At 68.6% G+C, this 11652-nt stretch carries 11 protein-coding genes; 8 read left to right on the top strand and 3 right to left on the bottom strand.

Annotated elements, in window-relative coordinates; all coding sequences use genetic code 11:
- Nucleotides 1–46 precede the first annotated feature (46 nt).
- Together hpaB and hpaC are read left to right on the top strand one after the other, a co-directional pair.
- Nucleotides 47–1609 (top strand): 4-hydroxyphenylacetate 3-monooxygenase, oxygenase component, encoded by a 1563-nt coding sequence (hpaB, locus tag ACTJJX_RS23980; RefSeq protein ID WP_003104533.1) that lies wholly within the window; start codon nt 47–49, stop codon nt 1607–1609.
- 29 nt (nt 1610–1638) lie between these two features.
- Nucleotides 1639–2151, top strand: coding sequence for a 4-hydroxyphenylacetate 3-monooxygenase, reductase component (hpaC, locus tag ACTJJX_RS23985; RefSeq protein ID WP_003104531.1), 513 nt, complete (start codon nt 1639–1641; stop codon nt 2149–2151).
- A 63-nt stretch (nt 2152–2214) separates the two neighbouring features.
- Here hpaC and ACTJJX_RS23990 read toward each other — a convergent pair whose 3' ends face one another.
- The gene (locus ACTJJX_RS23990) at nt 2215–2631 is read right to left on the bottom strand and encodes a PaaI family thioesterase (RefSeq protein WP_003104529.1); all 417 of its coding nucleotides are present in this window, start codon (nt 2629–2631) and stop codon (nt 2215–2217) included.
- Nucleotides 2632–2678: 47 nt separating this feature from the next.
- Entirely contained in the window at nt 2679–3638 is a 960-nt protein-coding gene (locus ACTJJX_RS23995; protein WP_003093398.1) for a helix-turn-helix domain-containing protein, read from the bottom strand.
- A gap of 318 nt (nt 3639–3956) precedes the next feature.
- On the opposite strand from ACTJJX_RS23995, the gene ACTJJX_RS24000 reads away from it, so the two are divergent.
- The 6 genes from ACTJJX_RS24000 (at nt 3957) to ACTJJX_RS24025 (ending at nt 10828) form a co-directional block, all read left to right on the top strand.
- Nucleotides 3957–4490 carry a 2,4'-dihydroxyacetophenone dioxygenase family protein gene (locus ACTJJX_RS24000; RefSeq protein ID WP_003113028.1) on the top strand — a complete coding sequence of 178 codons (534 nt, stop codon included), beginning with the start codon at nt 3957–3959 and terminating at the stop codon, nt 4488–4490.
- 70 nt (nt 4491–4560) lie between these two features.
- Nucleotides 4561–5820: an MFS transporter gene (locus tag ACTJJX_RS24005; protein WP_003158816.1), complete on the top strand. Its 1260-nt coding sequence runs from the start codon at nt 4561–4563 to the stop codon at nt 5818–5820.
- The gene (locus ACTJJX_RS24010; protein ID WP_003118211.1) at nt 5817–6875 is read left to right on the top strand and encodes a 2,3-butanediol dehydrogenase; all 1059 of its coding nucleotides are present in this window, start codon (nt 5817–5819) and stop codon (nt 6873–6875) included. Before ACTJJX_RS24005 ends, ACTJJX_RS24010 begins: the two co-directional genes overlap by 4 nt.
- Nucleotides 6876–6889: 14 nt before the next feature.
- Nucleotides 6890–7615, top strand: a complete 726-nt coding sequence (locus ACTJJX_RS24015) for an SDR family NAD(P)-dependent oxidoreductase (RefSeq protein WP_016852460.1) — start codon at nt 6890–6892, stop codon at nt 7613–7615.
- 84 nt (nt 7616–7699) lie between these two features.
- Entirely contained in the window at nt 7700–9004 is a 1305-nt protein-coding gene (locus tag ACTJJX_RS24020; RefSeq protein ID WP_003093407.1) for a carbohydrate porin, read from the top strand.
- A 144-nt stretch (nt 9005–9148) separates the two neighbouring features.
- A complete protein-coding gene (locus ACTJJX_RS24025) occupies nt 9149–10828 on the top strand; it encodes a GMC family oxidoreductase (RefSeq protein WP_003101300.1) in 1680 nt (559 codons plus the stop codon).
- Nucleotides 10829–10844: 16 nt separating this feature from the next.
- On the opposite strand, the gene ACTJJX_RS24030 is transcribed toward ACTJJX_RS24025, so the two are convergent.
- Nucleotides 10845–11597, bottom strand: coding sequence for an SDR family NAD(P)-dependent oxidoreductase (locus tag ACTJJX_RS24030; protein WP_003093411.1), 753 nt, complete (start codon nt 11595–11597; stop codon nt 10845–10847).
- Nucleotides 11598–11652: the final 55 nt, after the last annotated feature.

Raw genomic sequence — 11652 nt, forward strand, 5'->3', positions numbered from 1 at the left:
CCTCCAGGCGCTCTCGCGCAGATAACAACAATGACTGGAGACGATGATGAAACCCGAAGATTTCCGTGCCTCTGCCACCCGTCCGTTCACCGGCGAGGAGTACCTCGCCAGCCTGCGCGACGACCGTGAGATCTACATCTACGGCGACCGCGTCAAGGACGTCACCAGCCACCCCGCCTTCCGCAACGCGGCCGCCTCCATGGCCCGGCTCTACGACGCCCTGCACGATCCGCAGAGCAAGGAAAAGCTCTGCTGGGAGACCGATACCGGCAACGGCGGCTATACCCACAAGTTCTTCCGCTACGCGCGCAGCGCCGACGAACTGCGCCAGCAGCGCGACGCCATCGCCGAGTGGTCGCGGCTGACCTACGGCTGGATGGGCCGCACCCCGGACTACAAGGCCGCCTTCGGCAGCGCCCTCGGCGCCAACCCGGGCTTCTACGGGCGTTTCGAGGACAACGCGAAAACCTGGTACAAGCGCATCCAGGAAGCCTGCCTGTACCTCAACCATGCCATCGTCAACCCGCCGATCGACCGCGACAAGCCGGTGGACCAGGTCAAGGACGTGTTCATCTCGGTGGACGAGGAAGTCGACGGCGGCATCGTCGTCAGCGGCGCCAAGGTGGTCGCCACGAATTCCGCGCTGACCCACTACAACTTCGTCGGCCAGGGTTCGGCGCAACTGCTCGGCGACAACACCGACTTCGCCCTGATGTTCATCGCGCCGATGAACACCCCCGGCATGAAGCTGATCTGCCGCCCCTCCTACGAACTGGTGGCGGGTATCGCCGGATCGCCGTTCGACTACCCGCTGTCCAGCCGTTTCGACGAGAACGACGCGATCCTGGTGATGGACAAGGTGTTCATCCCCTGGGAGAACGTACTGATCTACCGCGACTTCGAGCGCTGCAAGCAGTGGTTCCCCCAGGGTGGCTTCGGCCGGCTGTTCCCGATGCAGGGCTGCACCCGCCTGGCGGTCAAGCTCGACTTCATCACCGGCGCCCTCTACAAGGCCCTGCAATGCACCGGCTCCCTGGAGTTCCGCGGCGTGCAGGCGCAGGTCGGCGAAGTGGTGGCCTGGCGCAACCTGTTCTGGTCGCTGACCGACGCCATGTACGGCAACGCCAGCGAATGGCACGGCGGCGCCTTCCTGCCCAGCGCCGAGGCCCTGCAGGCCTACCGCGTGCTGGCGCCGCAGGCCTACCCGGAGATCAAGAAGACCATCGAGCAGGTGGTCGCCAGCGGCCTGATCTACCTGCCCTCCGGCGTTCGCGACCTGCACAATCCGCAACTCGACAAGTACCTCTCCACCTATTGCCGCGGCTCCGGCGGCATGGGCCACCGGGAGCGGATCAAGATCCTCAAGCTGCTCTGGGACGCCATCGGCAGCGAGTTCGGCGGCCGCCACGAGCTGTACGAGATCAACTACGCCGGCAGCCAGGACGAGATCCGCATGCAGGCCCTGCGCCAGGCGATCGGCAGCGGGGCGATGAAGGGCATGCTCGGCATGGTCGAGCAGTGCATGGGCGACTACGACGAGAACGGCTGGACCGTGCCGCACCTGCACAACCCGGACGACATCAACGTGCTCGATCGCATCCGCCAATGACGCCCGCGTCGCCTCCGGAGGTTATCCCCATGTCCCAGCTCGAACCCAGGCAGCAAGCCTTCCGCAACGCCATGGCGCATCTTTCGGCGGCGGTCAACGTGATCACCAGCAACGGCCCGGCCGGACGCTGCGGGATCACCGCCACCGCGGTCTGCTCGGTCACCGACAGCCCGCCGACGCTGATGCTCTGCATCAACCGCAACAGCGAGATGAACACGGTGTTCAAGGCCAACGGTCGACTCTGCGTGAACGTCCTCAGCGGCGAACACGAAGAGGTGGCCCGCCACTTCGCCGGCATGACCGAGGTCCCGATGGAACGCCGCTTCGCCCTCCACGACTGGCGCGAGGGCCTCGCCGGGTTGCCGGTGCTGCACGGCGCCCTGGCCAACCTGCAGGGACGCATCGCCGAGGTCCAGGAGATCGGCACCCACTCGGTGCTGTTGCTGGAACTGGAGGACATCCAGGTCCTCGAACAGGGCGACGGCCTGGTCTACTTCAGCCGCAGCTTCCATCGCCTGCAATGCCCCCGGCGGGCGGCCTGAACGGCGCCTCCAGGAATCCTCCGCCAGCGTTTCGCAGCCGCCGCCGAGAACCCGGCCAGGCCCTCAGCGGCGGTGCGCCGGCGGGATCGAGTAGGTGCCGACCACATGGGCGACCGGTTCCGCGTCGCCTTCGGAGAACAGCGAGACCTCGCCCATCGCCAGGGTCTTGCCGACCTTCATCAGGCGGCACTCGGCGACCACCCGGCGGTCCGCCGCGGGACGCCGCAGGAAGTTGATGGTCAGGCTGGTGGTCACCGCCAGCGGGACGATGCCGATCTCGCCCAGTACCGCCACGTACAGCGCGACATCGGCGATGGCCATCAGGGTCGGCCCGGAGACCGTGCCGCCGGGGCGCAGGTCGCTGGCGTCGACCGCCTGCCAGACCGTGGCGCTACGCTCGCCGACGGCTTCGACCACGACCCGGGTCTGGGGAAATTCGCGCTGGATGAAACGGGCGATCTGCTCTTTCTTGTCGGTCACGGAACGGGTCCTTGGCAGTAGGAGGAGGAAAGGTACGGTAGTCGGGTCTAGCGGCCACGCGCCTCGCTCGGCGTCATCCCGTAGCGCGCCTTGAAGGCCCGGGCGAAATGCGCCTGGCTGGAGAAGCCGTGGCGATAGGCGACCTCGGCGACATCCAGGCGCCGGCCCTGGGGCGAAGCGAGCAACTGGCGGGCCCGCTCCAGGCGCCGCTCCTGCAGGTAGCGCCCGGGCGAGCTGCCTTCCTGGGCGAACAGCCGCGCCAGGTGCCGGCTGGAGACGCCAGTGGCGGCGGCCACCCGCTCGCAGCTCAGGGCGGGTTCGTCGAGATGCTGCTGGATGTACTGCTTGGCCGCCAGCAGGTAGGACGCGCCCAGGGCGCTGGCACGGTGCTCGCCGGCATGGTCGCTGATGATGCTCGCCAGCAGGTCGTAGGCTTCCTCCTGGTAGCGCTCGGCATCCTCGCCATGGGGGCTGTCGAGGAAATCCCGGGTACGCTCGCCGAGGGTCCGCACCAGCAGGCGCTGCACCGGGCTTTCCGCGCCGATCTTCAGCGGTCCCTTGAAGTCGCGCAGGCAGCGCTCGGCGAAATCGTCCTGGGGAATGTCGAAGATGAACTGCCGCATCGGTCCGGAAAAACCGAACAGGTAGGGCTTGTCGGTCCGGTAGATAACCAGCTCGCCCGGTTGCAGGAGGTTGCAGCCGTTGTCCTGGTAGAAGAACGACTGGCTGCCCTGCACCAGGGAGACGAAGATCGACTCCTTGGGCACTGCGCGGATCATCGAGCGGTCGCGCTCCACCACGTGCTCGTTGCCGCCGATGCGGGCCAGCCGCAGGCGTTCGAGGCAGAGGTTGTCCTGGGTCGCGGCGAAGCCGGCCTGGGAATACGACGAACATTTCAGGCCAACCAGGATGGAAGCGTTGTAGTCCTCCCAGAACGCCAGCCGCTGCTCCAGGGGAATGTCCTGGGTGCTGGCCCGCCGGGTTTCGAGCAAGGCATGTGCGGGCATTTTTATTCTTCTCGTCGAACGCTGCGTGGACCTCCCGGACCTCAGGCAAGGCCTCCGGGGCCAGGCGCCGGGCCGCTCCGCCGACCTGTCGCGGTCGGTCGGCGAGGCGCCTGGCACCCCGTCATTAACATCTGAATCCTTTCCTCCGTCAATCGCCCTCCAGCCGGCTCCGACGCTGGGCAGGCCAGCTTGGCGGCGCGTCGCGGGTCGCGCCAGGCCATGTCCGAAAAGCGCAAGCTTCCTGGCCGCCAGGGTCAAACCCGGAGGCCCGCCCATGGCTAGAGTCGGCTCGACGATAACAACGACAGAGGCCGCCCCATGCCCGAACTCGCCACCCGTGAATTCTGGAAAGACCTGCAACCGATTCCCGACTGCTTCAAGCCGGACGCCAAGCCCGAGGTCTACCTGCGCAACGCGCCGACCGAGGACGAGCGCCTCTACGTGCCCTTCACCGAGACCGTGAAGTCGCGTCCGCTGTGGATCTCGCCAAGCGAAAACCGCTGGTGCGACATCCTGATGGCGACGAGCGCCGGCCTGGTCAACCGCCACTACCACCCGCACGAGGTGTTCGCCTACACCATCAGCGGCAAGTGGGGCTACCTGGAACACGACTGGACCGCCACCGCCGGCGACTTCGTCTACGAGACGCCCGGCGAGGGCCACACCCTGGTGGCCTACGAGCACGAGCAGCCGATGCGTGCATTCTTCATCGTCAAGGGACCGCTGGTCTGGCTCGACGAGAAGGGCAACGCGGACGGCATCTTCGACGTCCACGACTACATCGCGATGTGCCGTGAGCACTACGACAAGATCGGCGTCGGCGCCGCCTACATCGACTCCCTGTTCCGCTGACCCCGGGCGCGCGCCGCCCNGGCGGACGCGCGCCTCCCCGCCGGCCGGCCCGCCCGGCCTGGAGACCGACATGGCGCATAACAACAATTCCGCCAGTTACGAAAACGTCCTGCTCTGCGTGCTGTTCCTGACCTTCGGCTTCGTCTTCTTCGACCGCCTGGCGCTGTCCTTCCTGTTTCCCTTCATGGAACAGGAGCTGCAACTGAGCAACAGCCACCTGGGCATGCTCTCCTCGGTGCTGGCCCTGGCCTGGGCGGTATCCGGCGCGCTGGTCGGCGCCTGGTCCGACCGCCGCGGGCAGCGCAAGCCGCTGCTGATCGTGGCGGTGATCCTGTTCTCGCTGTGCTCGGCGCTGTCCGGGCTGGTCGGCGGCTTCCTCAGCCTGCTGCTGTTCCGCGGCATCATGGGCCTGGCCGAGGGGCCGATCCTGCCGCTCTCGCAATCGCTGATGGTCGAGGCCTCCTCGCCACATCGCCGCGGCCTCAACATGGGTCTGCTACAGGGCTCGGCGGCCGGCCTGCTCGGCGCGGTGATCGGCCCGCCGCTGCTGGTGGCCCTGGCCGAAACCCTCGGCTGGCGTCACGCCTTCATCGTCTCGTTGCTGCCGGGCCTGCTGATCGCCTGGTTGATCTGGCGCCATGTGCGTCCCGACCCGCCCCGCGCGCAGCGCCCGGCGCCGCGCGCAGAAGAAGCGAAAGGCAAGCGCCTGGCACTGCTGAAGAGCCGCAACATCCTGCTCTGCACCCTGATCAGTTGCGTATTCGTCACCTGGTTCATCGTGCTGATTTCCTTTACCCCGACCTTCCTGGTCAACGCCCGCGGCTTCAGCCCGGCGACCATGGGCAGGCTGATGAGCTGCCTGGGCGTCGCCTGGGTGGTCTGGGGCTTCGCCGTACCGGCGATATCCGATCGCATCGGCCGTCGACCGACCCTGGTGGCGTTCTCCCTGCTCGCCGCGTGTTGCCCGCTGGCGCTGCTCTATGCGCCGAACGCGACCAGCCTCGGCCTGCTGTTGCTGCTGACCTACACCGGGCTCGGCTGCTTCACCCTGTTCATGGCGACCATCCCGGCGGAGACCGTCTCGCGCGGCGTCATCGCCACCGCCCTCGGCCTGATCATGGGCCTCGGCGAACTGGTCGGCGGTTTCCTCGCGCCGACCGTGGCCGGCTTCGCCGCCGACCGCTTCGGCCTGTCCATCGTCATGTGGATGTCCTGCGGCGGCGCCCTGCTCGCCGCGTTCCTCTCGCTGTTCCTGCGCGAAACCGCGCCCGCCGTGCTGGCGCGCCAGCGCAGCGCGCCTACCTCCGTCCTGCAAGGAAACCAACCATGAAAGCACTGCGCTGGCACGCTGCCCGCGACCTCCGCCTGAGCGAACTGGAACGCCAGGCGCCGCGGCCCGGCGAAGTCGAACTGGAAGTCGCCTACTGCGGCATCTGCGGCAGCGACCTGCACGAATACCAGAGCGGCCCGCACTCGATTCCCCAGGCCGAGGCGCACCCGCTGTCCGGTTGCCGCGCGCCGCTGACCCTCGGCCATGAGTTCTGCGGCGTGGTCGCCGCGCTCGGCCCTGGCGTGGAGGGACTGCGCATCGGCGACCGCGTCGCGGTGGAGCCGGAATACCGCTGCGGCGAATGCCGCTACTGCCGGGAAGGCCGCTACAACCTCTGCGAGTCGATGGGCTTCATCGGCCTGATGGGCGACGGCGGCTTCGCCGAGCGCGCGCGGGTGCCGGCCTACATGCTGCACCGCCTGCCGGACGCGGTGGGCTTCCGCCAGGCCGCCGTGCTCGAACCGGCCGCCGTGGCCCTGCACGCGCTGCGCCGCAGCAGCCTGGCGCCGGGCCAGCGCTGCGCGGTGTTCGGGCTCGGCCCGATCGGCCTGCTGCTGGTGATGCTCGCCCGCCTGCGCGGAATCGAGGACATCGTCGCGATCGACGTCAGTCCCGAGCGCCTCGCCCTGGCCGGGGAGTTCGGCGCCAGCCGGGCGCTCGACGCCCGCGACGGCGACACGGCGGCGCGCCTGCGCGAGGGCGGCGCGCTCGACTGCGCCTTCGAGGCCGCCGGCAGCCAGGCCAGCCTCGACGCCGCCCTGGCCAGCCTGCGCAAGGGTGGCGAGCTGGTGCTGGTGAGCCTGATGGGCGAGGTCCGGCTGGACGCCTTCGACCTGGTCAACCGCGAACTGCGCCTGCTCGGCAGCGTCGGCTACCGCGACGCCTACCCGGAGCTGATCGCCCTGCTCGCCGACGGCCGCCTCGACCTGGCCCGCGCAGTGACCCGCAGCGTGCCCCTGGAGCAGGCCGTCGAGCACGGTTTCGAGGCCCTGCTGCGCGACAAGTCGCAGGTCAAGGTGCTGGTCAATCCCAACCCGGCCCTGGCCGACGCCTGAAGGAACGATCGCCGATGGTTTTCCAACACGATATCTACACCGGCCAGCAGGTGCTGGTCACTGGCGGCAGCTCCGGCATCGGCGCGGCCATCGCCATGCAGTTCGCCGAACTCGGCGCCGAAGTCGTCGCCCTCGGCCTGGACGCCGACGGCGTGCACGCACCGCGTCATCCGCGGATTCGCCGGGAAGAACTGGACATCACCGACAGCCAGCGCCTGCAACGGCTGTTCGAAGCGCTGCCGCGCCTGGATGTGCTGGTGAACAACGCAGGCATCAGCCGCGACCGCGAGGAATACGACCTGGCTACCTTCGAACGGGTGCTGCGCCTCAACCTGAGCGCCGCCATGCTCGCCAGCCAACTGGCCCGGCCGCTGCTGGCGCAGCGCGGCGGCAGCATCCTCAACATCGCCTCGATGTACAGCACCTTCGGTTCCGCCGACCGCCCGGCCTACAGCGCCAGCAAGGGCGCCATCGTCCAGCTCACCCGTTCCCTGGCCTGCGAGTATGCCGCCGAGCGCATCCGGGTCAACGCCATCGCCCCCGGCTGGATCGACACGCCGCTGGGCGCCGGGCTCAAGGCCGACGTCGAGGCCACCCGCCGGATCATGCAGCGCACGCCGCTGGCGCGCTGGGGCGAGGCGCCCGAGGTGGCCAGCGCCGCGGCCTTCCTCTGCGGTCCCGGCGCCAGCTTCGTCACCGGCGCCGTGCTGGCGGTGGACGGCGGCTATCTCTGCGCCTGAGCCGCCTTCGCTCCGGATGCACCTGTCCGCTTGGGGCGGACAGCGATTCGCACGACAGAACAACAACAAGACGAGTGCCTTGCCATGAAAACCCTCCGCACCTTGCCGGCGCTGCTCTGCGCCGGTTTCCTCGGTCTCTCCGCGCAGGCCGCCGAAGACAGCCGCAGCGGCCCGCTGGCCGGGTTCGGCGAACGACTCCAGCGCCACGGCGTGAAGACCCACGCGCAGTTCTGGAGCCTGTCGCTGAAGAACCTCGACACCGGCCCGCGCCAGCACAGCTTCGGCAACAGCGGCGACCTGTTCCTCGGCGCCGACCTCGACCTCGCCACCCTCGCCGGCCTGGACGGCGCCTCGCTGCACATCGAGGAAACCCTGTTCATCCTCGACCGCGGCACCGGTCAGCCCACCGGGCCGAGCTGGCAGGGCGCGGTGGGCAGCTACTTCGGCGGCGCGCCGCTGCACAACGACATCGGCGCCAACCAGCTGAGCCTGCTCACCTGGCAGCAGCAGTGGCTGGGCGGACGCCTCGACAGCCATCTCGGACGGACCAATGCGCGGCGCTATTTCCTGATCTACAACTGCGAGACCGTGGTCACCTGCAACGACCCGATCATCGACGCCTCCACCGGCATCCTGCCGCCGCCCTACGGCGCCTGGGGCGGCTACTTGAAGTACCGGGCGACCCCGACCCTGTACCTGCACGCCGGGGCCTTCGAGTCCAACCCGGTGGATTACCTGAAGAAGCGCCATGGCCTCGATTTCGGCACCGACGACGCCAGCGGCACCAGCCTGCTGCTGGGGATCGGCGACAAGCGCGAGGAAAGCCTCGATCCCTACCGCTCGCACTATGAACTCAACGCCTACCTGAACACCGCCAACCAGGTCGACCCGCTCACCGGCGCCAGCGACCACGGCAGCGCCGGCGGCTTCTTCAAGTTCCAGCAGCTGTTCTGGCGCGCCGACGGCGGCCGCCTCGATTCGCCGAGGGCGCTGGGGCTGTTCGGCTCGCTGTCGGTATCGGCCGACGACAAGCAGCCGTTCCGTCATTTCGCCGAGCTGGGCCTGACCTACCATGCGCCCTTCGACCGCACGCGGGACAAGCTCAACCTCAAGGCCAGCTACCTGCGCCTGAACGATCACCAGCTGGAGTTCCAGCGCCAGGCGCGGATCGCCGCTGGCGGCGATGCGAAACTCGGCCAGCGCGACGTGTACGCCCTGGAAACCAATGCGCACATCGCACTGACCCCGCACATCGCGCTGGAGCCGTCGGTGCAGTACATCTTCAACCCGGACAACTACTACAACCCCGGCGCTCGCGAACTGAGCGGAGACGGTTTCGTCGTCGGCCTGCAACTGATGGTCGACATGGGCTCGCTGCTGGGGCTTTAGCGCGCCGCCTGGCAGCCTCGGTCAACCCCGCCGGCAGGCTGGGACAAGCGGCCGGGCGCGCTTCCCCGTCCAATGGAGTAGCGTCGCNCGGGGCGAAAAAGAACGCCGGGCGAGGCCCGGCAGCACACCCAGAAAGGTGCCGACATGACTTCCACTGCCCGCCGTTCGTTCGACTACATCGTGGTCGGCGCCGGCTCCGCCGGTTGCGTCCTGGCCAACCGTCTTTCCGCCGATCCCGCCGTCTCGGTCTGCCTGGTCGAGGCCGGCCCCAGCGACCGCACGCCGCTCCCCGCCGCCTACATCCGCACGCCGGCCGGGATCATCCGCCTGATCGCCAACCCGAAGTGGAACTGGATGCATCGCTTCGCCGCCCAGCCCGGCACCGCCAACCAGCCGATCGCCTGCCCGCGCGGCAAGGTCTGGGGCGGCTCCAGCGCGATCAACGGGATGATCTACATCCGCGGCGACCGCCACGACTACGACCGCTGGGCATCCCTCGGCAACCGTGGCTGGAGCTACGACGAGCTGCTGCCCTACTTTCGCCGCTCGGAACATTTCGAGCCGGGCGAATCGCCCTGGCACGGGCGCGGCGGCGAATTGAACGTCGCCGCGCAGCGCAGCCCGGGCCCGATCAACCAGGTGTTCTTCCAGGCCGCCGAGGAAATGGGCTGGCCGTACAACGCCGACTTCAACGGCGAGCGCCAGGAAGGCATCGGCCCGTTCCACGTCACCCAGGTCAACGGCGAACGCTGTAGCGCGGCGCGCGCCTTCCTGCACCCGGCCCTGGCGCGGCCCAACCTCACCGTGCTCAGCTCGGCGCTGACCCTGCGCGTGCTGCTGGAAGGTACCCGCGCCACCGGCGTGGAGATCAGCCAGGCTGGCGAGGTCGTGCAATTGCAGGCACGCCGCGAAGTGATCCTCAGCGCCGGCTCGATCAACTCGCCGCAGCTCCTGTTGCTCTCCGGCATCGGCCCGGCGGCGGAACTGGCGCGCCACGGCATCGTCCAGCGCCATGAGTTGCCTGGGGTCGGCGAGAACCTGCAGGACCACCAGGACATCGTGCTGATGTACCGCACCGAGGCCAAGCTCGGCTACGGCCTGGGCTTCTCGCCGAAGGGCTGGCTGCCGCTGCTGCGCTCGCCCTGGCAGTACCTGTTCGGCCGGCGCGGGGCGCTGACCTCGAACACCGTCGAGTCCGGTGGCTTCCTCCGCCTCGACCCGCAGGCAGAGACCCCGGAGCTGGGTCTGATCGTCGCCCCCGCGCTGAAGAACCAGCCGCAGCGCCTGGTCCCCTTCGGCCACGGGGTCAGCCTGCACGTCGCGGTGATGCACCCGCAGAGCCGCGGGCGGGTCCGCCTGAACTCGCCGGACCCGCACGACCGGCCGCTGATCGAAGCCAACTTCCTCAGCCACCCTGCCGACCTCGATACCCTGGTCCGGGGTTTCCAACTGGTCCGCAAACTGGCCGCCAGCCGCAGCTTCGCCCGTCACCTCAAGGGCGAGCTGGTACCGGGCCCGCAGGTTTCCAGCCGCGGCCAGATCGAGGCCTGGATCCGCGCCAACCTGGGCACCGTGTTCCATCCGGTGGGCACCTGCAAGATGGGCCACGACCAGCTCGCGGTGGTCGACGACCAGTTGCGCGTGCACGGCCTGCAAGGCCTGCGGGTGGCCGATGCGTCGATCATGCCGACGCTGATCACCGGCAATACCAACGCCCCGGCGATCATGATCGGCGAGAAGGCCGCCGACCTGATCCTCGGCAAGCCGGCGCCCCATGCGCCGACGGAACAGCGGCGGGATGCGCCGGAGCTGGTAGAGGCCTGAGCCTCCGGCACTCTGCTCAGAACTGCACGCCCCGGGTCAACCCGCCGTCCACCAGCAGGTTGGTTCCGGTGGTGAAGCTGGCCGCCGGGCTGGCCAGGAACAGCACCGCCCGCGCCACCTCGTCGGGTCGCGCCATGCGCCCCATGGGATTGGCGGCGAGACAACGGGCGAAGGTTTCCGGGCTATCCCGTTCGATCGCGCCCCATACGCCATCTTCGAAATAGACGTTGCCCGGCGACACCGTATTGACCCGAATGCCGTCCTCCGCATGGCGGCTGGCAAGCGTCTTCCCGTAGTGGACCAGGGCCGCCTTGAGCACGCCATAGGGCTCGGCGAACATGTCCACCTCGCGGCCAGAAACACTGGAGATCAGCACCACCGAGGCAGCCTCGGAGCGTTTCAACCACGGCAGGGCGGCAGCGACCATGCCCACGCTGCCCAGCAGGTCGGTCTCGAAAGCGCGCCGCCAGGTGTCCAGGTCTCCGCCACCGGCCAGCGCGCTGACGTTGGGCACAACGATGTCGATGCCGCCCAAGTGCAGCGCCGAGCGCGTTACCCAACCGCGCACCTGCTGCGGGTCGGTGATGTCCACAGACATGCCAAAGGCACGCTCGCCGAAGCAATCCGCTGCTTCGGCCACGCCCGCCTCACCACGGGCGCAGAAGGCCACCTCGGCCCCTTCGGCGAGAAAATGTTCGACGATGGCGCGGCCGATACCGCGCGAACCGCCACTAACCAGCACCCTGCGCTGTGCGAGTTGCAGATCCATGTAATCTCTCCATGAGCGGACGCGATGGGCCCGCAAGCCGGGAAGGAACGCCGGG

The organism is Pseudomonas sp. 22490, assembly GCF_052044465.1.
Classification (GTDB): Bacteria; Pseudomonadota; Gammaproteobacteria; order Pseudomonadales; family Pseudomonadaceae; genus Pseudomonas; species Pseudomonas aeruginosa.

Coding starts and splice junctions, on each gene's coding strand:
- hpaB (WP_003104533.1), top strand. CDS start 47: ATGAAACCCGAAGATTTCCGTGCCTCTGCCACCCGTCCGTTCACCGGC.
- hpaC (WP_003104531.1), top strand. CDS start 1,639: ATGTCCCAGCTCGAACCCAGGCAGCAAGCCTTCCGCAACGCCATGGCG.
- ACTJJX_RS23995 (WP_003093398.1), bottom strand. CDS start 3,638: ATGCCCGCACATGCCTTGCTCGAAACCCGGCGGGCCAGCACCCAGGAC.
- ACTJJX_RS24000 (WP_003113028.1), top strand. CDS start 3,957: ATGCCCGAACTCGCCACCCGTGAATTCTGGAAAGACCTGCAACCGATT.
- ACTJJX_RS24005 (WP_003158816.1), top strand. CDS start 4,561: ATGGCGCATAACAACAATTCCGCCAGTTACGAAAACGTCCTGCTCTGC.
- ACTJJX_RS24010 (WP_003118211.1), top strand. CDS start 5,817: ATGAAAGCACTGCGCTGGCACGCTGCCCGCGACCTCCGCCTGAGCGAA.
- ACTJJX_RS24015 (WP_016852460.1), top strand. CDS start 6,890: ATGGTTTTCCAACACGATATCTACACCGGCCAGCAGGTGCTGGTCACT.
- ACTJJX_RS24020 (WP_003093407.1), top strand. CDS start 7,700: ATGAAAACCCTCCGCACCTTGCCGGCGCTGCTCTGCGCCGGTTTCCTC.
- ACTJJX_RS24025 (WP_003101300.1), top strand. CDS start 9,149: ATGACTTCCACTGCCCGCCGTTCGTTCGACTACATCGTGGTCGGCGCC.
- ACTJJX_RS24030 (WP_003093411.1), bottom strand. CDS start 11,597: ATGGATCTGCAACTCGCACAGCGCAGGGTGCTGGTTAGTGGCGGTTCG.